Annotated in this window: 22 protein-coding genes; 13 read left to right on the top strand and 9 right to left on the bottom strand. The window is 62.0% G+C overall.

The features are described from left to right. From phnD to AC2FNL_RS14645, 4 genes are all read left to right on the top strand, one after another. Positions 1 to 903 carry a phosphonate ABC transporter substrate-binding protein gene (gene phnD / locus AC2FNL_RS14660; protein ID WP_170339782.1) on the top strand — a complete coding sequence of 301 codons (903 nt, stop codon included), beginning with the start codon at positions 1 to 3 and terminating at the stop codon, positions 901 to 903. A gap of 66 nt (positions 904 to 969) precedes the next feature. Continuing rightward, positions 970 to 1851 (top strand): phosphonate ABC transporter, permease protein PhnE, encoded by an 882-nt coding sequence (phnE, locus tag AC2FNL_RS14655; RefSeq protein ID WP_496834091.1) that lies wholly within the window; start codon positions 970 to 972, stop codon positions 1849 to 1851. Then, the gene (gene phnE / locus AC2FNL_RS14650; RefSeq protein ID WP_496834090.1) at positions 1848 to 3215 is read left to right on the top strand and encodes a phosphonate ABC transporter, permease protein PhnE; all 1368 of its coding nucleotides are present in this window, start codon (positions 1848 to 1850) and stop codon (positions 3213 to 3215) included. Before phnE (AC2FNL_RS14655) ends, phnE (AC2FNL_RS14650) begins: the two co-directional genes overlap by 4 nt. A gap of 24 nt (positions 3216 to 3239) precedes the next feature. Continuing rightward, positions 3240 to 3857 (top strand): LbetaH domain-containing protein, encoded by a 618-nt coding sequence (locus AC2FNL_RS14645; RefSeq protein WP_496834089.1) that lies wholly within the window; start codon positions 3240 to 3242, stop codon positions 3855 to 3857. Between the two features lie 6 nt (positions 3858 to 3863). Here the strand turns inward: AC2FNL_RS14645 and phnF are convergent, their stop codons facing one another. Continuing rightward, complete coding sequence (gene phnF / locus AC2FNL_RS14640; protein WP_170460193.1) at positions 3864 to 4580, bottom strand: phosphonate metabolism transcriptional regulator PhnF; 717 nt, start codon at positions 4578 to 4580, stop codon at positions 3864 to 3866. A 102-nt stretch (positions 4581 to 4682) separates the two neighbouring features. Here phnF and phnG point away from each other — a divergent pair, with 102 nt between their 5' ends. The 7 genes from phnG to phnN all read left to right on the top strand — a co-directional run bounded on the left by phnG (position 4683) and on the right by phnN (position 9933). Further along, positions 4683 to 5144 carry a phosphonate C-P lyase system protein PhnG gene (gene phnG, locus AC2FNL_RS14635; RefSeq protein ID WP_496834088.1) on the top strand — a complete coding sequence of 154 codons (462 nt, stop codon included), beginning with the start codon at positions 4683 to 4685 and terminating at the stop codon, positions 5142 to 5144. Beyond that, entirely contained in the window at positions 5141 to 5716 is a 576-nt protein-coding gene (phnH, locus tag AC2FNL_RS14630) for a phosphonate C-P lyase system protein PhnH (RefSeq protein ID WP_496834087.1), read from the top strand. Before phnG ends, phnH begins: the two co-directional genes overlap by 4 nt. Positions 5717 to 5719: 3 nt before the next feature. Next, positions 5720 to 6811 carry a carbon-phosphorus lyase complex subunit gene (locus AC2FNL_RS14625; RefSeq protein ID WP_496834086.1) on the top strand — a complete coding sequence of 364 codons (1092 nt, stop codon included), beginning with the start codon at positions 5720 to 5722 and terminating at the stop codon, positions 6809 to 6811. A gap of 235 nt (positions 6812 to 7046) precedes the next feature. Continuing rightward, positions 7047 to 7907, top strand: coding sequence for an alpha-D-ribose 1-methylphosphonate 5-phosphate C-P-lyase PhnJ (locus AC2FNL_RS14620; protein ID WP_093964545.1), 861 nt, complete (start codon positions 7047 to 7049; stop codon positions 7905 to 7907). Beyond that, a complete protein-coding gene (phnK, locus tag AC2FNL_RS14615; protein WP_093964546.1) occupies positions 7904 to 8674 on the top strand; it encodes a phosphonate C-P lyase system protein PhnK in 771 nt (256 codons plus the stop codon). Before AC2FNL_RS14620 ends, phnK begins: the two co-directional genes overlap by 4 nt. A gap of 24 nt (positions 8675 to 8698) precedes the next feature. Continuing rightward, complete coding sequence (gene phnL / locus AC2FNL_RS14610) at positions 8699 to 9382, top strand: phosphonate C-P lyase system protein PhnL (RefSeq protein ID WP_093964547.1); 684 nt, start codon at positions 8699 to 8701, stop codon at positions 9380 to 9382. After that, positions 9379 to 9933, top strand: a complete 555-nt coding sequence (gene phnN, locus AC2FNL_RS14605; protein WP_093964548.1) for a phosphonate metabolism protein/1,5-bisphosphokinase (PRPP-forming) PhnN — start codon at positions 9379 to 9381, stop codon at positions 9931 to 9933. Before phnL ends, phnN begins: the two co-directional genes overlap by 4 nt. Here phnN and AC2FNL_RS14600 read toward each other — a convergent pair. Further along, complete coding sequence (locus tag AC2FNL_RS14600; RefSeq protein WP_093964549.1) at positions 9909 to 10592, bottom strand: DUF1045 domain-containing protein; 684 nt, start codon at positions 10590 to 10592, stop codon at positions 9909 to 9911. The two genes, phnN and AC2FNL_RS14600, sit on opposite strands and share 25 nt — an antisense overlap. A 52-nt stretch (positions 10593 to 10644) precedes the next feature. On the opposite strand from AC2FNL_RS14600, the gene AC2FNL_RS14595 reads away from it, so the two are divergent. Beyond that, a complete protein-coding gene (locus tag AC2FNL_RS14595; RefSeq protein WP_496834085.1) occupies positions 10645 to 11787 on the top strand; it encodes an alpha-D-ribose 1-methylphosphonate 5-triphosphate diphosphatase in 1143 nt (380 codons plus the stop codon). Here the strand turns inward: AC2FNL_RS14595 and AC2FNL_RS14590 are convergent, their stop codons facing one another. Genes AC2FNL_RS14590 through AC2FNL_RS14560 form a run of 7 tightly spaced genes read right to left on the bottom strand, consistent with a single transcriptional unit; the run spans position 11788 to position 18286 of the window. Further along, a complete protein-coding gene (locus tag AC2FNL_RS14590; protein ID WP_496834084.1) occupies positions 11788 to 12264 on the bottom strand; it encodes a class I SAM-dependent methyltransferase in 477 nt (158 codons plus the stop codon). Positions 12265 to 12282: 18 nt separating this feature from the next. Beyond that, entirely contained in the window at positions 12283 to 13035 is a 753-nt protein-coding gene (locus AC2FNL_RS14585) for a polysaccharide deacetylase family protein (protein ID WP_496834083.1), read from the bottom strand. Next, positions 13032 to 14174 (bottom strand): glycosyltransferase family protein, encoded by a 1143-nt coding sequence (locus tag AC2FNL_RS14580; RefSeq protein ID WP_496834082.1) that lies wholly within the window; start codon positions 14172 to 14174, stop codon positions 13032 to 13034. Before AC2FNL_RS14580 ends, AC2FNL_RS14585 begins: the two co-directional genes overlap by 4 nt. Next, positions 14171 to 14755, bottom strand: coding sequence for a histidine phosphatase family protein (locus tag AC2FNL_RS14575; RefSeq protein WP_496834081.1), 585 nt, complete (start codon positions 14753 to 14755; stop codon positions 14171 to 14173). The genes AC2FNL_RS14580 and AC2FNL_RS14575 overlap by 4 nt, the downstream gene beginning before the upstream one ends. Continuing rightward, positions 14752 to 15828 (bottom strand): glycosyltransferase family 4 protein, encoded by a 1077-nt coding sequence (locus AC2FNL_RS14570; protein ID WP_496834080.1) that lies wholly within the window; start codon positions 15826 to 15828, stop codon positions 14752 to 14754. The genes AC2FNL_RS14575 and AC2FNL_RS14570 overlap by 4 nt, the downstream gene beginning before the upstream one ends. Next, positions 15828 to 17075 carry a glycosyltransferase family 4 protein gene (locus AC2FNL_RS14565; RefSeq protein WP_496834079.1) on the bottom strand — a complete coding sequence of 416 codons (1248 nt, stop codon included), beginning with the start codon at positions 17073 to 17075 and terminating at the stop codon, positions 15828 to 15830. Before AC2FNL_RS14565 ends, AC2FNL_RS14570 begins: the two co-directional genes overlap by 1 nt. Then, positions 17072 to 18286 carry a glycosyltransferase family protein gene (locus tag AC2FNL_RS14560; protein WP_496834078.1) on the bottom strand — a complete coding sequence of 405 codons (1215 nt, stop codon included), beginning with the start codon at positions 18284 to 18286 and terminating at the stop codon, positions 17072 to 17074. The genes AC2FNL_RS14565 and AC2FNL_RS14560 overlap by 4 nt, the downstream gene beginning before the upstream one ends. 373 nt (positions 18287 to 18659) lie before the next feature. Between AC2FNL_RS14560 and AC2FNL_RS14555 the strand changes: the two genes are divergently transcribed. Further along, the gene (locus tag AC2FNL_RS14555) at positions 18660 to 21032 is read left to right on the top strand and encodes a mechanosensitive ion channel family protein (RefSeq protein WP_093964558.1); all 2373 of its coding nucleotides are present in this window, start codon (positions 18660 to 18662) and stop codon (positions 21030 to 21032) included. Positions 21033 to 21103 lie beyond the last annotated feature (71 nt).

Raw genomic sequence — 21103 nt, 5'->3', positions numbered from 1 at the left:
ATGAAGAAACTTGTTGCCGCCCTGGTCGCGACCACTGCCCTGAGCGCGCCTGCCATGGCTGAGGAGATCAGCGAATTCCGGATCGGCATACTGGGCGGAGAAAACGCACAGGACCGTCTGAACAACAACGAATGTCTGCGTGAATACACCGAGGACGCGCTGGGTGTCGAAACCAAGCTGTTCGCCCCGGCTGACTACAACGGCGTGATCCAGGGCCTGCTGGGCGGCACGATCGACATGGCTTGGCTGGGCGCCTCCGCCTATGCCAAAACCTATCTCAGCGACCCCGAGGCGGTTGAGCCGGTTCTGGTCAAGGTGAACGTGGATGGCGGGTATGGCTACTACTCGGTCGGGTTCGCCCGTAAGGACAGCGGCATCACCTCGCTTGATGACATGAAAGGCAAGGTGTTTGGCTTTGGTGATCCGAACTCGACCTCGGGCTATTTGATCCCCTCGATCGAAATCCCTCAGGCAACGGGTGCAACGATGGAGTCGGGCGACTACTTCGGTGAAGTGAAGTTCACCGGTGGTCACGAGCAGACAATCGTCGCCGTGAACAACGGTGACGTTGATGGTGGCGTGACCTGGGCCGACGGACTGGGCAACTGGGAAGACGGCTACAATTCGGGCGCGCTGCGCCGCGCCGTGGATGCCGGACTGGTCGACATGAACGACATGGTCGAAATCTGGAAATCGAAGCCGATCCCCGAAGGTCCGGTAGTTCTGCGCAAGGCATTGCCGGCGGATGTCAAAGAGAAGATGACGGCTCTGATGGCCGGGCTGGCCGACAAAGACCGTGAGTGTTTTTATGGCGTGGCCGCAGGTGAAGCCAAAGCATTCGAGCCGATCACCCACGAGGCCTACGAAATCATCATTGAAGCCCGCAAGCTGAAGTCGAACTAAGCCTGCGCAACTTCTGTTCGGGGTCCGGCGGTGAACCGGACCCCACTATCCCCATCGGAGCCTTTCATGACCGACCTGACCGCGGGAACCGCCGGACTCGACCGGATTCGGGAGGATTACACCATCATGACCCGTCGCAAACGGGTTTACGGTGGGATACTTCTGATCCTGTTCGTGGCTCTTATGGCGGCCGGATTCCGGACCGCCGACATGCGAAACGCCGGTAGTTTTGCCGATGGGTGGAACCGCATTTTCGATTACCCTGCCGAGGTTCTGACTGAGGCCTGGGAGAAGATCGGGGAATTGCCCGCAAATTTGGTCGAGTTCTTTCCCGCGCTGATCGAAACACTGAATATCGCCGCCGCGGCCACGCTGTTGGGCACTCTGGGCGGCACCTTTATGGCGCTGATGTCCACCCGCGGCATGGCGCTGTGGCCGTCATTGATCCCCGTTTTTCGCCGTATTTCTGATATTTGCCGGGCCGTTCCGGAAATCGTCATCGCGTTGGTACTGATCTTTGTTCTGGGCGGCGGGCCTGTGCCTGCAATGATTGCCATCGCCATTCACACTGCCGGTGCTCTGGGCAAGTTGTTTTCCGAAGTGAATGAAAACGCCTCTCTGAAACCGGTAGAGGGGCTGCAGTCGGTTGGCGCCAACTGGTCGCAGCGGATGTATTTGGGCGTGATCCCGCAGGTCGGGCCAAACTACGTCAGCTACGCCCTGCTGCGGTTCGAGATCAACATCCGCGCTTCGGCCATTCTTGGTTTCGTGGGGGCAGGTGGCTTGGGGTACGAACTGCGCAACGCCATGTCCTGGGGGCAGGGGCGTTACGACGAGGCGGCGGCCATCTTTCTGCTTCTGTTCGTCACCATCGTGGCCGTGGATCAGCTGTCCGGCATTTTGCGTGACCGCCTGACACACGGTTCTGCCAAAGGAGCCGCAGCATGAGCACCTTTGCCACTGATCTGCCGATCAACGACTTGAAAGCCAAAGCCGACCACATCTTTCGGCACAAACGGGCTGTGAGTTTCGGGTTGCCGGGGCTGGTCATTCTATACCTGGTCTATGTTTTCTTTGCCTTTGACGTGCCCGGCTTGACCGAGCGGGCCAACTGGGAAAACGGCAAGACGCTTGTATCCGACAGCTACAGCTACAAGACTCATGTGACCCGGGACAATCGAAACGGACAAGTGTCCGTCGCGATCGAGGGAGAGCGCAAGGGTGCTTACCCGGATGGCACTGCGCCGGAATGGGTCGCTTTGGGCGAAACCACGGTGATTGACCTGGAAGATGGCCATATCGTTCGTTTTGGACCTGAAACCGTGGAATATGACATCCCCGGTTACGGAACAGTGCGCGCAACGCCCAGCCGGTCTGCCGGAGTGCAGGCCGAGCTGCCGACTGCCGAGGTGCCGGACTGGATCAACATGTCAAAGAACCGCCTGGCGATCACCACGCCGGCGGGCCGGCTGACCGTGACACGCAACCGGGCCGAGGTGTTCCGGTATTTCAACGGGTGGGAACTGTTCTGGTTCACACTGGACAGCCCCTATCACGGTCAGTCTTTCAGCCAGTTGATGGGGCGTGCCGCATCGGGCGAGGCCGCGGAAATATTTGACGATTTCTGGACCAACAAAATGTGGCGCCATCAGGATGTTGCGTGGGCGATCTTTGAAACGCTTCTGATGGCTTTTCTAGGTACTCTGGGGGCGGGGATGATCGCTTTGCCCCTCGCATTTCTGGCGACACGAAATTTCAATCCGTTTAGAACGGTCCGATTTGCCACCCGTCGTATCTTTGATTTCGTGCGCGGTGTTGATGCGTTGATCTGGACGGTGGTTCTGGCACGCGCCTTCGGGCCGGGGCCGCTGACAGGGGCGCTGGCCATCCTGGTCACCGATACCGGCACCTTCGGCAAGATCTTCTCCGAGGCGCTGGAAAATGTTGATCAGAAGCAGATCGAAGGCGTGCAGTCCACCGGGGCCAATGCGCCGCAGAAATATCGTTTTGGGGTGATCCCGCAGATCACTCCGGTTCTGCTCAGTCAGCTCCTGTACTTCCTGGAATCCAACACCCGCAGCGCGACCGTGATCGGGGCGATTACCGGGGGCGGGATCGGTCTGTTGCTGACACAGGCGATCATCACCCAGAAAGACTGGGAGGAGGTCGCCTATTACATCGTGCTGATCATTCTGATGGTCATGCTGATGGACTGGTTCTCGGGCTGGCTGCGCAGGCGGTTGATCCAGGGCGGGCCGCCCAAGGCGCGCAAACCGCGCGACCCGCAGGCCAAGCCGCTGATGTTGCCTTGAACCGCATACGAGGACTTGCAGACCATGGCGCGCTTGCAGTCGGATCAGCCCTTCATCCACCCGGATTGCCAGATAATCGGCAGCAGCTTCGGCGCCTTTGTCGAAATCGGTGCCGGAACGCGGGTGACGAATTCGGTGTTTGGGGACTACTCCTATTGCGACCGGACCTGCGACATTGCCAATGCCCGGATCGGAAAATTCGCCAATATCGCCAGTTTCACCCGGATCGGCGCCACCGACCATCCGATCGAGAAAGCGTCGCTGCATCACTTCCACTACCGCTCGGCCGACTATTGGGACGATGCCGATGACGACGCGGACTGGTTCGCCCTGCGCGCGGGGCGGCTGGCGCATATCGGGCATGACACCTGGATCGGCCACGCGGCCATCATCAAGCCCGAGGTGACGATCGGGCACGGGGCAATCGTCGCCTCCGGGGCGATCGTGACCAAGGACGTGCCGCCTTATACCATCGTCGGGGGTGTCACCGCCCAACCCATCCGCCGCCGGTTCCCCGAGCACGTCGCCGAGCGGATGATGGCTCTGGCCTGGTGGGATTGGGACAATGCCCGCCTGCGCGCGGCGCTGCCGGATATCCGCGCGCTGCCCGCCGAGGCTTTTTTGGAGACATACGAGGATTGACCGGCATCACCCGTGATCGTCATCCAGCGTCAGAGTGACCCGCTCACCGGCAAAGACGGTCTTGCCGTATTCAACCGGATGCCCCTGCGGATCGGCATTGATGCCGACCGAATGCAGAACCGGCGCGCCCTCAATCAGTTGCAGGTGCCGGGCCTGAACCGCATCGGCCGCGCGGGCGGTCAGGCGGGTCGAGATCCGGGTATAGTCCGCCACGCCGCAGTGCCGCAGCGCCCGCGTGACCGAGCCGTTCTGGGCCAGAGCCTCGGGCAGGTCGGGCAGGCGGGCGGCGGGAAAGACGCTTTGGAACACCGCGATCGGTTGGCCATCGGCCAGCGACAACCCGTCATAGACATGCACCGGGTCGCCGGGGGTCAGGTTCAGCGCCTCGGCCTCGGTCTTGTCGGCGGCGCGGGTGATCAGCGACAGCACCCGCTTGCCCGGAATCTTGCCGCTGGCCGAGATGTTCTGGTGGTACCGGACCCGTTTGCCGATCGGATAATCGGTCGCTGCTGCCGAAACGAACACACCGGCCCCGCGGCGCGGATGCACCAGCCCCTGCCGGGCCAGTTCGGCCAGGGCCCGGCGCACCGTGTGGCGGTTCACGCCGTGGGTTGCGGCCAACTGCGCCTCGGTCGGCAGGCGGTCGCCGGTGGCAAAGCGCCCCTCGGCAATGTCGGCGGTCAGCGCCAATGCGATGGTCTTCCAGATCGGTGTTTGGCTCATGTCATCAAAACTTCACAGCATATTCGTTGCGAGTCACCCGTTGTCCCGCTATTATTTGTCTAGTTGTATAGTAGTTGTAGACAACTTGGCCAAGAGGCTTTGATGGCGGAACAGACAAAAATTGCGACAGGTGATCGACGGGCCTGGCTGGGCCTTCTGGCACGTGCGCCGGCCGAGGCGCTGGCGGCCTTGTGGTCCGGCTATGGCGCGCGCCCCGAATTCCAGTGGTTGCGCACGCCCGAGATCGGCGGCGTCATGGTGCGGGGGCGGGCAGGCGGCATCGGCGCACCGTTCAACCTGGGCGAGATGACGGTTACGCGCTGCGCTCTGGTCTTGGCCGACGGAACCGAGGGCCACGGATATGTGCAGGGGCGCGACAAGACCCATGCCGAAACCGCCGCTCTGATCGACGCGCTGATGCAGACCGGGTACGCCGACGCGGTGCGTGCGAAAATCCTGGAGCCGCTGACCCGTCAGGTTCAGGCGGCCAGATCGGCCCGTGCCGCCAAGGCCGCGGCCACCAAGGTCGAGTTTTTCACGATGGTTCGCGGAGAGGATCAATGACCCCACAGACCCGTTTTTCAGGCGGTTTCACCGATGCTCCGGTTCAGGCGGCGCACGCCTTTCGTGCGGCCATGACCGTGATGGCGCGGCCGGGCGAGTTGCGGCAGCTGGTCGGCGCGACCCCGCCCGAAGGCCTGTCGGTCGCCGCCGGAACGCTGCTGCTGACGCTGTGCGACGCGGATACGGGCGTTTATCTGGCGGGCACGGCCGACAACCCGGCCATTCGCCAGTGGCTGACTTTCCACACCGGTGCGCCCCTCATGCCCGCCGCGCAGGCGGACTTCGCCGTCGGTTTCTGGCAGGATCTGGTGCCGCTGGACCAATACCGGATCGGAACGCCGGAATATCCCGACCGATCCGCCACCCTGATCGTGGAGTGCGACGTGTTGCGCAAATCCGGCGCCACCCTGCGAGGCCCAGGCATCCGCGACACTGCACGCCTGGCCGTGCCCGACATTGCGGCGCTTCAGGCCAATTCGGACCTGTACCCGTTGGGGTGCGATTTCTTCTTCACCTGCGGGGATACGGTCGCGGCCCTGCCGCGCAGCACTCGCATCCAGCCTGAGGGTTAGGCCATGTACGTAGCCGTCAAAGGGGGCGAAAAGGCGATTGAAAACGCCCATGCCTGGCTGGCCGAGGAACGCCGGGGCGATCCCGGCGTGGCTGAATTGTCCTTGGCGCAGATCCGCGAACAGCTCAGCCTTGCGGTGAACCGCGTGATGGCGGAGGGCTCACTGTACGATCCCGATCTGGCCGCACTTGCGATCAAGCAGGCGCGCGGTGATCTGATCGAGGCGATCTTCCTGATCCGCGCCTACCGTACCACCCTGCCGCGTTTCGGTAATTCGACCCCGGTCGATACCGGCGGCATGGCCTGCGACCGCAGAATCTCGGCCACGTTCAAGGACGCACCAGGCGGGCAGGTTCTGGGCCCGACCTACGACTACACGCACCGCCTGCTGGATTTCAAACTGGCCGCCGATGGCGCGGAGCCTGAGGCCCCCACCGCCGCGCCGCGTCACGAGCCGACCCCGCACATCACCGAATTCCTCAAAGACGAAGGCCTGATCCAAGACGAACCCGCCAGCGATGAACCGCCCGGCGACCTGACGCGCGAACCGATGGAGTTCCCGGCCGACCGCCCCCTGCGCCTGCAAGCACTGACGCGCGGGGACGAGGGGTTCGTGCTGGGCATGGCCTATTCGACCCAGCGCGGCTATGCCCGCAACCACGCTTTCGTGGGTGAGCTGCGCATCGGCACCGTCGCGGTCGAGATGGAGATCCCCGAACTGGGTTTCGCGATCGAGATCGGAGAGATCGCCCTGACCGAATGCGAAACGGTGAACCAGTTCAAGGGATCAAAGACCGAGCCGCCGCAATTTACACGCGGCTATGGGCTGGTCTTCGGCCAGTCCGAGCGCAAAGCCATCGCGATGGCGCTGGTGGACCGCGCCTTGCGCTGGGAGGAATTGGGCGAAGACGATCTGGGCGCTCCGGCGCAGGATCAGGAATTCGTCCTCAGCCATGCCGACAACATTCAGGCGACCGGCTTTCTGGAGCATATTAAGCTGCCGCACTACGTCGATTTCCAGTCCGAACTGGAACTGGTGCGCAAATTGCGCCGCGAGGCCGAAGGACGCTTGGAACCGCGCGAGGCCGCCGAATGACTTCAGTGCCCTTCCTGCATCCTGTCCGCCGGCCGAGATGCCCTGCCAGCCGCAGCCCGGCGTGGCGCGTCCGCGCCGATCGCGGCCCATTCGCCATGTTGGTCGCGTCGCATGGCCCGGCGCCGTCGCCGGGAATGTATCCTGCGCCAGAGAAAGTACAGCATCACGACCGCGAAGGCCGAGGTAACCAGATAACCGTCCACAACAACACCAAAAACCGAAAGTGATACATCAAATGAATGAGTATAACTTCGCATATTTGGACGAACAAACCAAGCGGATGATCCGCCGTGCCATTCTCAAGGGTTTGGCGGTGCCGGGCTATCAGGTGCCATTTGCAAGCCGCGAGATGCCCATGCCCTATGGCTGGGGCACGGGCGGGGTTCAGGTCTCGGCCGCGACGCTGACCCCGGATGATGTGTTCAAGGTGATCGATCAGGGAGCAGATGACACGACCAATGCCGTGTCGATCCGAAAGTTCTTTGAAAAGACGGCGGGCGTGGCCACGACCGAAAAGACCGAGAAGGCCACCATCATTCAGACCCGCCACCGCATCCCCGAGGCCCGGCTGCGCGCCGATCAGATCCTGGTCTATCAGGTGCCGATCCCCGAACCGCTGCGGTTTCTGGAACCGCGCGAGACGGAGACACGCAAGATGCACAGCCTGCAGGAATACGGGTTGATGCATGTGAAGCTCTACGAGGATATCAGCCAGCACGGTGCGATTTCCACGGCCTATGCCTATCCGGTCCGGGTGGCCGACCGTTATGTGATGGATCCGTCTCCGATCCCAAAATTCGACAATCCGAAACTGGAGATGGACGCGATCCAGCTGTTTGGGGCCGGGCGCGAGCAGCGGATCTATGCGGTGCCGCCGCATACGCGGGTGGTCAGTCTCGATTTCGAGGACTACCCGTTCGAGGCCAGCAAGGCCGACCATGCCTGCGATCTGTGCGGGGCCGAAGACAGTTACCTGGACGAGGTGATCACGGACGATGCAGGCAACCGGATGTTCGTGTGTTCGGACACCGATTACTGCCGGTCCCGCCGCGAGGCCGGACACCAAGGCCGTTTGGCGCAGGAGGATGCGGCATGACCCCTCTGCTGCAGGTCAATGGCATCGAGAAACGCTATGGCGCGCGGATCGGCTGTCGGGATGTCAGTTTCGACCTCTACCCCGGTGAGGTGATGGGGATCGTCGGCGAAAGCGGGTCGGGCAAGTCGACCCTGCTGAACTGTCTGGCCGGGCATCTTAAGCCGGATGCCGGGCAGGTGATCTTTAATACCCGTACCGACGGGCCAGTGGACACGGTCACGATGTCGGAGCCGGCCCGCCGGATGCTGGGGCGCACCGACTGGGCATTTGTGCATCAGCATGCCCGCGACGGGCTGCGCATGTCGGTCAGCGCCGGCGGCAATATCGGCGAGCGGCTGATGGCCGTGGGGAGCCGGCACTATGGCCAGATCCGCGGGCAGGCTCTGGATTGGCTCGGCCGGGTCGAGATTGCAGAAAGCCGCGTGGACGACCGACCCAGCGCGTTTTCGGGCGGCATGCAGCAACGGTTGCAGATCGCGCGCAACCTTGTGACCGGTCCGCGGCTGGTCTTCATGGATGAACCGACCGGCGGGCTGGACGTCTCAGTACAGGCCCGGCTGCTGGACCTGCTGCGCGGCCTTGTGCGCGAGATGGGGCTGAGCGCTATCATCGTCACCCATGATCTGGCCGTGGTGCGGCTGTTGGCGGACCGGTTGATGGTGATGAAGGATGGCGAGGTGGTCGAGGCGGGGCTGACCGATCAGGTGCTGGACGACCCGCAGCATGCCTATACGCAACTGCTCGTGTCCAGCGTCCTGCAGGTTTGAATGCTACAGAAAAGATGAAATCCGATGATTGAACTGATCGACGTGAGCAAGAGCTTTACCCTGCACAATCAGGGCGGCGCCGTGATCCCCGTGATGGCGGGCGCGTCGCTACAGGTCGGGGCCGGAGAATGCGTGGCCCTGACCGGGGCCAGCGGGGCCGGGAAGTCCACGCTGATGCGGGTGATCTACGGCAACTACTTGGCGGCCTCGGGGCAGGTGCGGGTGGGCGGCCTGGACGTCGCCCGGGCCCAACCGCGCGAGATACTGCAACTGCGCCGGGAAATTCTGGGCTATGTCAGCCAGTTTCTGCGTGTCGTACCGCGTGTGCCGACGCTGGAGGTCGTGGCCGAACCGCTTCTGGTTCAGGGGTGCGAGCGGCAGACCGCACTGGACAAGGCAGCGGGCCTCCTTCAGCGTCTCAACATTCCGGAACCGCTTTGGCGCCTCAGCCCCACGACATTTTCGGGCGGTGAACAGCAACGGGTGAATATCGCGCGTGGATTTGCGCATGACTATCCGGCTCTGTTGCTGGATGAACCCACGGCCAGCCTTGACGCACGAAACCGCGAAACCGTACTGTCCCTGATCCAAGAGGCAAAGGCCCGCGGCGCGGCGATCATCGGGATATTCCACGACCAAGAGGCCCGTGACCGGGTCTGCAACCGCGTGGTTGACGTCACTCAGTTTTCGCCAAGGGCGGCGGCATGAAGATGGCCCCGGTCATTGCAGTTGTCGGGCCTTCGGGTGTTGGAAAAGACAGCGTGATCCAAGCACTACTGGCGCGCGTGCCGAACTTCGAAAGGGTGCGTAGAGTCATCACCCGTCCCCATGGCGAAGGCGGTGAGGATTTTGACCGCGTTTCTGACCGGATGTTTCAAACAATGGTCCAAGACGGCAGCTTCGTTCTGTACTGGGCTGCGCACGGGCTGCAATACGGCATACCCGTTGCGATCACGGAACAACGCCAAAGGGCCGATGCGGTTCTGGTCAACCTCTCAAGGGCTGTGTTGCCCGAGGCGCAGAAGGAATTTCGTGAGCTGATTGTGATATCCCTGACGGCCGACCCAAAGGTTCTGGCACAACGTCTGGCAGTGCGTGGCCGGGAAAGCGCGGCCGATCAAGCCCGGCGTTTGGGGCGTGCCACCGCAGCCCTGTCCGAAGGTTTGAACCACGTGATCGAGGTCGACAATTCCGGGTCACTGGATGCGACCGTTGAAACCATCTTGTCCGGTCTTCAACCCGAAAGGGCGTACCGTTGAAGCATATGGAACCGCCCGTCTTCAGCCTCGCCCACAAGGGCCAGGTCCCTTATGTCAAAGGGGGCTGGCAGCAATGGGACAAGCCGTTGGTTCAGCACGGTTTGCACGTTTGCCAGCATCGGCTTGCTCAGGCGACCGGACAGGGTGATGTGAAAACGGAAGGCCTCCAGAACGTATGGGTAGCCCCAGTTCGTCAGATTTGCGTCCTGCTCCATGGTCAACCCGGCCGCTCGGCGCCGGTTCATTTCGGTTTCCGAGGCCGGGGCACGAAAAGGGTCCAGGTCGCGGACACAAGCCGCCGCAAGCGCGTTCAGGTCCCGTGTGTCGCCCACGGGCCGCAAAGCAAGAAACCGACCAAGGCGGGCAACTTCGAGCCTGTCCAGCAAAACGGGGGCGAATTTACCGGCCAGACGGGCGCAGGTATCCTGCAAAGAGGACAGCGACTGATCTTCACGCAAGCGAAACGGCGGCTTCATCGTGGCATGAAGCCCGTATTTGCGCGGCACTTGTGTTACCGAGGCGACGTCCAACCCGTCGATGGTCGGATGGTCGACGGTGCGTCCCGCATCGATGTCCCACCCCAGCCACGCGGTTGCAAACCTGCTCCAGTCGGATTGGGCTGGGGGAACGAAATAGATCGCGTATCGCGCAAAATTCACAATGGCCTCCTGTTGCGTGGCCTCTCCTTACCTCAAACCACGTGAAATTCCGATGACAGATGAACTGACCCTTGCCAATGCGTTGCTTGTTCTGCCGGATGAGACTGTCCGGGGGTGTGTCCGTATCGTTGGCCAGACGATCGCTGATATAGAAACCGGCGCGGCTGTTCCGAATGGCGCGATTGACTGTGACGGGGACTATGTGTCGCCCGGCCTGGTCGAGTTGCACACCGACAACCTGGAACGCCACATCCAGCCGCGGCCCAGGGTGGACTGGCCCCATGCCGCAGCCATTCTTGCGCATGACGCGGAACTGGCCAGCACCGGGATCACGACCGTCTTTGACGCTATGCGCGTGGGGTCGATCCCGTCCGGTGCTGGACGGTATCTGAAATACGCGCGCGGACTGTCGCGCGAGCTGTGGGAGTTGCGAGAGCAGGACGCACTCAAGATCAGCCACTTTCTGCATCTGCGCGCCGAAGTCTGTTCTGAGACGCTGGTCGAAGAGCTGCAGGAATTCGGTCCAGAAGACCGGGTGGGTATCGTTTCGTTGATGGATCACACGCCCGGCCAGCGCCAGTTTCGGGACCTGTCCAAGTTTGAAGCCTATCTCAAAGGCAAGTACGCAATGGATGACGACATGTTCGCACGGCACGTCGACCAGTTGCGGGGGCTGAGGGACCGCAATGGAGAACGCCACGAGCAGGAGGCCGTGGACGCCGCGCGTCGCTTCGGAGCGGTTCTGGCCAGCCACGATGACACGACCGAGGCGCAAGTGGCGATATCCGCCCGCCATGGCATTCGGCTGGCCGAGTTTCCAACGACGGTCGAGGCCGCACAGGCCTGTCACGCTCATGACATTCAGGTCATGATGGGCGCGCCGAACCTGATCCGGGGCGGGTCACATTCTGGGAATGTGGCAGCACGGGAACTGGCCGACTTGGGGTGTTTGGACATTCTGTCGTCGGACTACGTGCCGTCAGCCCTGTTGTTGTCAGCTGTTACCCTTGGGCGCATCTGGGATGACATGGCGCGTGGCATCGCCACTGTCACACGGGCTCCGGCACAGGCGGCGGGCCTTGCGGATCGCGGTGCTCTGGAACCGGGGCTGCGGGCAGACCTGATCCGTTTTCGAATGCGGGGCGACGTCCCGGCCCTGACTGCCGTCTGGTCGCGCGGACAGCGCGTGGCCTGATCAGGCGAGGTAGAACAGATAGCGGTCAGGCGCGATGGAGTCCGGGCCGTTGATCTGCTCGAACCCTTCCAGCGGTTGGCCGGAGATCAGCAACCCGCCTGGGACCATGACCGAGCCAATCAGCTTGCTGAGCCTCGCCGCTTCGGCCACGTCTTCATGTTTGATCCCGCGACCGAAATCATAATGCGCCAATGCGATCCGCGGGCCGTCTTTGGCCAGCTTTTTCAGCATCGGTTCGGCCTCGCCTTGCAAAAGATCCTCGGCCGGCGGGGTGCTGTCCGGGTGGCATTGCAGAACCCGGTCCATGACCCAGATGCGGCGGTCGGGCAGTATCTCGCGCAGGTGGTCATAGGTGCGGCCGTTGCCCAAACCCATGTCCAGCACATCGCCTTTCAGCCCTTTGATCCGCGCCGCAGCCCAGTTCAGCCCGTCGCGCTGGGCGGTCAGGCGTCGCAGCATGGAATCCAGTCGGCTCATCAAGGTCTCCTCGGGTAATCAGTGTGGTCCTGCGGACCAGACGCGTGTGGGGCCAGCCATGAGACAATCCAACAGCGCCTCGGTAAAGTCCCAGATCTGTTGATCATGGACAAGATGATGGGTCAACACGCCAAAAGGTTCGGTTGGGTCGGCACGTCCCTCGCGGCGATCCTGCAGCATCGAGACGGTTTTGGCGATCAACGCATTCGGATCGGCCAACCCTCGCGTACCGCGCCAGTCGATCGGATCCAGATGGGTATTGACCTGAGTCAGGCCCGGTGCGGCGTCTCTGCGCGTTCTGGGCGTGGCCGTGGACAGGAACTGATAGCCGATTTCCGCAATCTCTGCCGTCACCTCGGGCGCGATGCGGTTCCAAGGGGGGACGAACATCGGGCACAGACGATTACCGAAGGACTCCTGCAGACGCATGAAGCCAAGGCGTGCATCAGACACAATTGAGGCGAGCGGACGATGCAGGCGGAACTCGGATTTCTTTTCGCCCTTTGGTGCGTGGTTCTGGTGCGCCCAGCCGTGAACCACCGGAACCAAGCTGGGCTGTTCGGCGACCTGGTCGACCAGACCCTGACTGGCATCGCGTGGAATGACGGCCAGATGAACCGGCAGCCCGGTTCGGGATGACAGGTCCACCAAACGGTCCAATTGCCGGCTGGGCGCGATCGCGTCATCGTCCCGCCACCACAGTGGAAGCGTAAGCCCAGCCTCTCGCCACACCTGCAATTCGGATCGCAGCGGTGTCCAATCGGTTGTCATTGCCGAGCCTCCCAAAGCGAAGTGGCAATCTCTACCGACTTGCGGGCTCCGTCAAACCCGCCATCCAATGGTTTGCGCGGGCCTTGATGTAGGACGCGGTCGAGTGCTTGGGCCAATGTCTCTCTGGTCAGCTTCGCGCTGGGCAGCACGTCGACGGCAGGCAGGCGTGCCAAGCTGTTTGCCCTCAGGGTCTGTTCCACTTCCTTGCCATCGTCAAATGGGATCAGAACGGCCGGGATCGCGCATTGCAGCAAGTCCATGGCGGTGTTGTACCCGCACATGCTGACCGAGGCCGCGGCCAGCGGTAGCATTTGTCTGAAATCCGGACGTACGGGCTCCAGAATGACATTTTCGCCATGTGTCATGCGCCTCAGTTCGGTTATCCGGTCTTCGGCGTCCTGACCGCCGACCAGCAGGCGCCAGCGCCTGCTGGGCATCTTTTGGGCGGCCTCGATGGCCGCGCGAAAGATCGGTTGTCCGACCGATCCGCCGCCAGCACTGACCAAGATTTCATTCGCTCCTTCCCCTTGTTCATGAGGGCCCGGCGCAGGCGGGGCAACAAAGCCGGTATAGAACAGGCGTCCGGCCAAATTGTCTGTAACCGGCCAGCTGGCATCCAGCGGCGTGATTTCGGGGTCGGAATGGACCAGTACTCCGTCATAGAAACGCGTAATGATTTCTTCGGTCCGCACAGCCTTGGCGGATTTCGACGGTGGCGCGAGGATGTCCCGGATCGAACTCAGAACAACGGGTCTGTACGGCAGTGACCGCGCAGTGGACAGCAGGGCCAGAAATTCGTCGGCCAGGCTTCGGCGCCCGAAGGGAAAGAGTTCCGTTATCAGGACATCAGGGTTTACCCGTCGAACAGCCTCGGTCAGGACAATAGCGCGGGAGTTCAGATAGGTCGCGTCTGCAATATTTCCGTCGGCCGTCAGCAACCGCGTGAAATCGGTACCATCCGAACGCAGCGGTGGCAGCGCCAGCAGGGAAACTCCATCCGTGTTCAGTTGTGGTGCAGGCATCCCGCCAGATGCGACGGTCACGTCGTGCCCGGCATCCGCAAAAGCCCGACCCAAGGTCAAGGCGCGGCTGAGATGCCCGGTCCCCAGCAGATGGGTGACGACGATCATGGTCCTCATGAACCGGCCTCGCGCGGGATAAGCCGGACGGGCTCTGCCTCCGGTCGCATTTGCTCCAAATCGACCACATAAAGGCGATTGCGTTTGATGCGGAACGGCGCGGGGCCTGTGAACTCCCACCCCCAGGCAAGCGCCAGGATGACCCGCATGATTCCGATATGGCAGACAGCTACGTTGTCACCAGTCAGGCTGGACAGCCATGGCATAAGGCGGCGGCGAATGTCGGCCGGGCTTTCGCCGTTGGGGGGGCGAAATTCCCAGCTCCAATCCTCGATATGCCGGTATCCAGTGTTGGCATCTGCAATCAGGTCTTCCCCGCGTTGGCCTTCCCAGTCGCCCCAATTCATCTCGACCAAAGCGGCCGAGGTTGCGGGTTCGCGCCCGGCGACCAGCTGCGCAGTTTCGCTGGCGCGGGTCAGGGGGCTGGACCATAGTTCGGCTCGGTCCCAAGGAGTTGGCAAGCAATATCCGGCCAGTTCGGCCTTTGCCTGGTCATCGAGGCTGATGTCGCTGCGCCCCTGAATGCGTCCTGCGCGGTTCCAGGCGGTATGACCGTGGCGCAGAAGGGCCAGACGTGTCATGACATTTCCCCTACCAGCGAAGAAACACCCGACCAGAACGTCCGTGTTGCGTTTGGCATCAAGTGACGGCCGGCCACGTAGTCGCGCGCTTTTTGACCTTCGCTCCGACGCAGTTCGGGATCGGACAGCAGCCGGTCAACTCGCTCGGCCAGCGCGGCGGCGCCGTGCTTAGGGGCAGGATGATCGGCAGGCGCCAGTACGTCGCGCACACCGGGGCGATCCTGGGCGACAACAGGGGCGCCCGCGGACTGCGCCTCGAGATAGGTCATCCCGTAGGCTTCGTTGACGCCCGGCCAGACCAACAGAGCAGCATCGGAGTAGATCGTTTCAAGGTCATCGCGGCTCAGCAGGCCCAGAAAACGGACACGTGTGCCGAAGGGGGACATCAAAGCCTCGACTTCCGGGCGGGCTGGCCCGTCGCCGGCGATGTTCAGCGTCCAATCCCCCTTCAGCAAAGCCAGCGTATCGGCCAGAATGCGGAAGGACTCCAACTTGTCCCCGTAACGCATCATTCCCACTGTCAGCATCGGCCCGGCGCATCGAGAGGGACGAGGCAGCTCCGATCGGGGCAGGAAGGGGGGGAGTTCAATCAATGACTGATCACCGAACCGCTCCCGTTCCAGTGTGATCAAGTCATTTGCTGTGTGGTAGAAGATCACCTGTGCGGCGTCGCAGGCATCGTGCGCAGCTTGGGCAAAGCCGGCCCAGGGCCCGGAAAGGCGCGACATGGCGCGGGTGCTCTCTAGCTGAACATAGGGAATTCCGCGCGCCCGGCAGACTGCCGGCCCCAAAAGGTCCGGAGCTTTGTAGTAGTTGTGATAGGTCACCCAGAGGCCTGTATCCGCAGGTAGTTCTGCGCTCAGTCGGGTGGCCTCGGTCGCGGCTTCGCGGTAGAGACGGTTCTGGAGGTCCAGGTCTCCGGTCTTGTCATAGATGCGCAGCCGCGAGACCAGATCAACGCGATGCCCATCGACCCCGATTGCAGCCATCAGGCTACGAGCCATTTCGCGGTCGCCGGATGGTACCGGGCTGTCTGGGGCTTTCATCGGCGCATAGAAGGCGACCCGAACCATCAGGCTCCCTCCGCGCACAAGGCTTTCAGGCGGCGGGACAGGCGTGCAATGCCGGGGTCCATGCGAAAATTCGCAAGTAAGCGGTCGTAAGCCGCATCGGCCATGATTGCCGCTTTCTGCGGGTCGGCGGCCAGGGTGGATATGGCGTCTGCAAGCGCTGTGGGTTCGTCATCGGACAAGATGCCGTGCACGTTGGTCTGGATGAATTCGGGAATGGCCGAGACCGGAGTGGACAGGATCGGCAGTTTTTGCGACGCGGCTTCCATCAGGACATTGGGCAGGCCGTCCCGGTCCCCATCCGCGGCGATGCGGCTGGGAAGCACGAACAGATCCGCCTCGCGCATGGCTGCAATGACCTCGGGTTGATCGCAGGCGCCTTTCCAGGTGATGCGATCCTGTAGGCGCAGATTTTCCGCCAGGCTGCGCAGGTTGTCCGACAAGCTGCCGCCGCCAATGTGGGTCCAGTGCCAGTCAATCTCCGGGGGGAGCATGGCCAAGGCGTGGATCAAGCGATCAAAGCCTTTCTTTTCCACCAGTCGTCCGACGGACACCATATGGAACCGGTCATCGACGGATCGTAGCTTTCGTACGGGCGGCTCAGGAAATCGCGTCAGGTCCAACCCGTGATAGATCAGATCGACACGGGCGGGGTCATCGGCCAGATCGCGCAAATGCCGCGCGCCGATATCAGTGCAGGTTGCGCCAAATGCCGCTCCGAAGGTGTCGGCATGAAGTTTCTCGCGCTTTTCCCACTCGGGTGACGTCCAGATATCCTTGGCGTGAGCCGAAAAGCTCCACGGCAGGCCGCGCATGATTGCAGCATAGCGGGCAACCGAGGACGGGGTATGCAGGAAGTGAGCATACAGCGCGCGCGTACCGCCGGGCAATTCCGCGGCCAGAACGCAAGCCTGCCCAAAGCGGCGGATCCGGTTGTGCGTGGGATCGCGACGCAGATCCTGTCGCCACACCCGGTAGGCCTGTGGATAACCCGGAAGCGCCTGTGCGGTTCGTCTCGCCGCCCATACGCGCTGGGGTTCCTGATACAGGTATTCGGGAAGATAATGCACCCGCCCCTGAAACCGGTCGTGCAGGGGGTGGCGTTTGGTGTCGGTCGGGTGGCGCAATGACCAGATGTCGAAGGCGTGGCCGGCATCCTGCAAAGCAACCAGTTCCTGAGCGATGAACGTCTCGGACAGGCGCGGCCAACCTTTGACCAACACCGCCAGTCTCGGCTCTGCGTCGGTCATCCGGTCGCTCGTTCCTTTTCGACGCTCAGCAGGGCCTCGACCCGATCAGAGACATAGTCCAAGCCATCCAGCAAACCTGCCTTGATCGCCTGCGACGGAAGGGGCTGCTGCGGTAGGTTGCGAATGGCCGTGATCATCGCATCGGCGGTCAACCCGTCGCGGGTTTCGTCCAGCATCCGCACAAGACCCAGTTCCTCGGCGCGCGAGGCGCGGATCCACTGTTCCAGCCGCGGGGTGGTTCGCGGGACGATCACCGCGCGTTTGTCAAAGGACAGCACCTCGCAGAACGTGTTGTATCCGCCCATGCAGACCACACCCGCCGCGCCGGCGAACAGGGTTTCGATCTGGGATTCGAACCCGACCGCCGTCACACGACCGTTCAGAGCCGCCACGCGGGTCTCGAACTCTTCGCGCAACTCACCGGACAGGAAAGGGCCATAGACAAGCAGGGCTCGGGGGGACAGATCAGGGTCTTTTTCATATGCGGACAGGACAAGGTTGACCATCGCCTTCCCGTCGCCACCGCCTCCGGGCGTGATAAGGATATAAGGCTGCTCGGGAGGTTCGCCGACAGGGCCGAGATCGCGGCGCAGATAGCCGGTCCAGTGAATGCGGGCCTGCGCCGACGGGCTGAGCGGCAATCCTTCTGTCGGGTCATAAACGGACCGCAAGCCGTAGACCCAGATTTCGTGATAGTATTTCTCGGTCGCGGCGACGGCGTCCTTTCGGGCCCATTCCGCCGCCAGAACCTCGGGTTCATCCAGAACGTCGCGAAGGCCCAGCACCAGTTTGGCGCGCCCGGATTGATGCAGCTGTTCCAAGGTAGGCAGCAGTTCGCCCCGGAACCCGGTTGGCTCCTTGTCGACGACGACGACGTCCGGGTCGAATTGGCGCATGGTGGTCTGGATCAGTCCCGAACGCAGCTCGGTGACCTCGTCAATCCCCATTCCGATCGTGCGCGCGGCATACGAGCCGTCAGCCCGCTTGGTCACACCCGGCAGGCGTACATGGTCCACGCGCCGCGGAAAAGTGAAGCGCCCGGCAACGGGCGAGCCCGTCAGGATCAGGGCCGAGGCCCGCGGGTTCGCCCGCGTCATTGCCGCAGCTAGCGCTCGGGAGCGTCTGAGATGACCCAGTCCGAACGTATCGTGACTGTAGAACATTATGCGCGGAGCGCGACCGGTCTGTTTGTCGTCGATGCCTAGGCTCATGCCCTCGCTCGTATCTTTGTTACGGTGCAGTTTCCGCGCGTTTCGCACCAGTTATCTTATATTTTTTGACGCCGCCTGCCAAAGGGTCTGTGTCAAAGCCGCAAATGCGTCAATCATTGCGATTTGGCAACAGCCATTGCGCAAGTCACCAATAACGCGAAGCCTGCAACATTCCCCGAAGTTGGCAAAACCCGGATTTGCCGGATGCTGCCTGCTCTTATAGGAATTCCAGAGGGTTGGAAACATCCTGCCTTTGGGCTTGCGCCAAAAACACGGTCCTACACGATGTCGGGAAGCGACGAGTGGATCGTTTGATCAAGGCCGGTGCCTTCTATAGGCTGTCGTGCAGCAAGAGATCAGGATGCAAGACCTTATGAAACCGAACTTTCTTGTCCGTGTGCTGTTCTTGACGTGGACAATCGCTCTGGCCTGCGCGACCGGTGCGGCGGCGCAGACCTCGCTGATCCCGGGGTATCCCGGGGCGTCCAGTGAAACAGAGGCTCCGCAGGACAACGATGTTGCGGCCGCGATCCGAGCCGCGACCGAGGCGGGCGCCAGCGTGATCGTTATCGACAGCGCCGGGCAGGTCGTATCCTCGGTTGGGCAGGCTGGTGGCCAGCCCGAGGACGTCGTCCACGATCCGATGGCAGAAAGTTCGCAGTTGATGAAGGCGCAGGAGCGCTTTGCCAAGTTCAGCGAAGCCGTGCGATCCCGCCTTGAGGCGTTGCCCTATTCGATCTTCGAGGTGCGCTACATCCTCGAGCAAACCAGTCCTGATGGCCGGATATTCACCTATGTCGAGGTGCTGGGATGGAACATTCTGTTCCTGATGGTTGGTCGATGGCTGTCGATCGAGCTGTACGGCAAGCGCTTTGCCCGACGATGGGTCGTGGCCCGGATCAAGGAAAACCCGCAGGGGTATCGGGAGAAAATGCCGTTCCTTGTGTTCCGGTTCCTGATGGGAATCGGAGCCACGGTGTTCGCAATGCTGATGGCTCTGATCGTCGGGTATCTGTTCTTTGGCGAGGCCGAAGATATCTCGATCCAGTTCACCGTCACGGCGATTTTCACCGCGTTTTTCCTGTCACGTACGGTATCCGACTTATGGCGGATGGTGCTGTCGCCGTATCTCAGCCAATACAGGTTGCCGCCATTCTCGGACCGTGACGCCAAGCGGCTGTACATCTGGGCATCGGCGCTGGCGACCTATGACATCACCGCTGTTCTGTTTTCCACCTGGGTGGCGGATTTCGGGCTGAACTATAACGTCTACGCGATGGTTTATGGCGGGCTGACCCTGATCGGGATGGTCGGAAACATCCTGATGATCCTGTTCAACGCCCGGGCCATTTCGAACGCGATCCGAGGCGGCCGTCAGCCGGACCAGGTATCCTGGCTGCTGCGGTTCGTGTCATTTGGCTGGGCGCCGGCCCTGATCGTCTACCTGGTCTTCAGCTGGTTCAAGCTGGCGGTGGATCTGGTGCTCGAGACCGAGGACTCGCTGCCGATCGTCGCAAGCAGCTACATGATCTTCATGTCGGTCGTCATCGCCTATGGCGCCATGAACTATCTGCTCGAGCGGTACTTCGATCGCAATCGGCAGATCGAGGCTCTGAATGCCGAACTCGATTCCGATGAGGAGGCCGTTCGCACCTCTGAGACGCCTGAGGCGGAGCAGCGCAAGCACACATTGGTGACCTACGAAGATCTTGCGCGGCGTGTCGCGGGCATCCTGGCCTTTGTCGTCGGCATCTATGCACTGGTCGTCATCTGGAATCCCGAAGCCAGCTGGAGCGAGGATTTGCCCATTGGCCGGGCGTTGGATGTGATGGTGATCCTGTTCATCGGCTACATCCTGTTCCACTTCTTCCGGATCTGGATCGACACCAAGATCGCTGAAGAAACCGATGATGGAGCCGCCGAAGCCGAGTTGGGTGACGAGGGCGGAGAGGGCGGTCAAAGCCGCCTTGCCACGCTGCTGCCGCTGTTTCGGGGCGCCATACTGGCTGTGGTGGTCGTGACCATCGTGCTGATCGTTCTGATGGAGCTGGGCATAAATGTCAGCCCGCTGTTTGCAGGCGCCGGCGTTGTCGGTCTGGCCGTGGGCTTTGGCTCGCAAACACTGGTGCGGGACATTTTCTCAGGCGCGTTCTTCCTGATGGATGACGCGTTCCGCAAAGGAGAATACATCGACATCGGAGATGTCAAAGGTACGGTCGAAAAAATCTCGGTCCGGTCTTTCCAGCTGCGCCACCATCTGGGGGCCCTGAACACGATCCCGTTTGGTGAAATCAAGGTTCTGACCAACTATTCCCGCGACTGGGTGATCATGAAACTTCCGCTGCGGGTGACCTACGACACGGACGTCGAGAAGGTCCGAAAGCTGATCAAGAAACTGGGGCAGGAGTTGCTGGAGGATCCGGTGATCGGGGACAACTTCATCCAGCCGCTCAAGTCGCAGGGCGTTATCGAGATGCAGGATTCCGCGATGATCATCCGGGTCAAGTTCATGACCAAGCCGGGCGACCAGTGGCTGGTGCGCAAGAAGGTGTACCAAGAAATCCGCGAGTTGTTCGCGCGCGAAGGCATCAAGTTTGCCCACCGCGAAGTCACGGTACGACTGGCCGATGGCAAGGACCCCGAAGACCTTTCTCCGAAACAACGCGAGGCAGTCACCGGCGCGGTGCAAGCCGCGATTGACGAGGAGTATCTGGACGATATCGGCCCCGGTGGAGACGACCGCTAGGGCGCTCCCGCCCCTTTTGACCTGCGCCGCCGTTCAAAGCGTTGGGCAGGGCCGGGCGTTCCGCGCGGCGG

The sequence above is a fragment of the Ruegeria sp. CRTD044 genome (assembly GCF_059613485.1).
Note: the sequence above shows the minus strand (reverse complement) of the source record. Positions and strands in the feature narration are given on the sequence as shown.

Excerpts from the sequence above, each read along its gene's own strand:
- phnD (WP_170339782.1), top strand. The coding sequence starts at position 1 with ATGAAGAAACTTGTTGCCGCCCTGGTCGCGACCACTGCCCTGAGCGCG.
- phnE (WP_496834091.1), top strand. The coding sequence starts at position 970 with ATGACCGACCTGACCGCGGGAACCGCCGGACTCGACCGGATTCGGGAG.
- phnE (WP_496834090.1), top strand. The coding sequence starts at position 1,848 with ATGAGCACCTTTGCCACTGATCTGCCGATCAACGACTTGAAAGCCAAA.
- AC2FNL_RS14645 (WP_496834089.1), top strand. The coding sequence starts at position 3,240 with ATGGCGCGCTTGCAGTCGGATCAGCCCTTCATCCACCCGGATTGCCAG.
- phnF (WP_170460193.1), bottom strand. The coding sequence starts at position 4,580 with ATGAGCCAAACACCGATCTGGAAGACCATCGCATTGGCGCTGACCGCC.
- phnG (WP_496834088.1), top strand. The coding sequence starts at position 4,683 with ATGGCGGAACAGACAAAAATTGCGACAGGTGATCGACGGGCCTGGCTG.
- phnH (WP_496834087.1), top strand. The coding sequence starts at position 5,141 with ATGACCCCACAGACCCGTTTTTCAGGCGGTTTCACCGATGCTCCGGTT.
- AC2FNL_RS14625 (WP_496834086.1), top strand. The coding sequence starts at position 5,720 with ATGTACGTAGCCGTCAAAGGGGGCGAAAAGGCGATTGAAAACGCCCAT.
- AC2FNL_RS14620 (WP_093964545.1), top strand. The coding sequence starts at position 7,047 with ATGAATGAGTATAACTTCGCATATTTGGACGAACAAACCAAGCGGATG.
- phnK (WP_093964546.1), top strand. The coding sequence starts at position 7,904 with ATGACCCCTCTGCTGCAGGTCAATGGCATCGAGAAACGCTATGGCGCG.
- phnL (WP_093964547.1), top strand. The coding sequence starts at position 8,699 with ATGATTGAACTGATCGACGTGAGCAAGAGCTTTACCCTGCACAATCAG.
- phnN (WP_093964548.1), top strand. The coding sequence starts at position 9,379 with ATGAAGATGGCCCCGGTCATTGCAGTTGTCGGGCCTTCGGGTGTTGGA.
- AC2FNL_RS14595 (WP_496834085.1), top strand. The coding sequence starts at position 10,645 with ATGACAGATGAACTGACCCTTGCCAATGCGTTGCTTGTTCTGCCGGAT.
- AC2FNL_RS14590 (WP_496834084.1), bottom strand. The coding sequence starts at position 12,264 with ATGAGCCGACTGGATTCCATGCTGCGACGCCTGACCGCCCAGCGCGAC.
- AC2FNL_RS14585 (WP_496834083.1), bottom strand. The coding sequence starts at position 13,035 with ATGACAACCGATTGGACACCGCTGCGATCCGAATTGCAGGTGTGGCGA.
- AC2FNL_RS14580 (WP_496834082.1), bottom strand. The coding sequence starts at position 14,174 with ATGAGGACCATGATCGTCGTCACCCATCTGCTGGGGACCGGGCATCTC.
- AC2FNL_RS14575 (WP_496834081.1), bottom strand. The coding sequence starts at position 14,755 with ATGACACGTCTGGCCCTTCTGCGCCACGGTCATACCGCCTGGAACCGC.
- AC2FNL_RS14570 (WP_496834080.1), bottom strand. The coding sequence starts at position 15,828 with ATGGTTCGGGTCGCCTTCTATGCGCCGATGAAAGCCCCAGACAGCCCG.
- AC2FNL_RS14565 (WP_496834079.1), bottom strand. The coding sequence starts at position 17,075 with ATGACCGACGCAGAGCCGAGACTGGCGGTGTTGGTCAAAGGTTGGCCG.
- AC2FNL_RS14560 (WP_496834078.1), bottom strand. The coding sequence starts at position 18,286 with ATGAGCCTAGGCATCGACGACAAACAGACCGGTCGCGCTCCGCGCATA.
- AC2FNL_RS14555 (WP_093964558.1), top strand. The coding sequence starts at position 18,660 with ATGAAACCGAACTTTCTTGTCCGTGTGCTGTTCTTGACGTGGACAATC.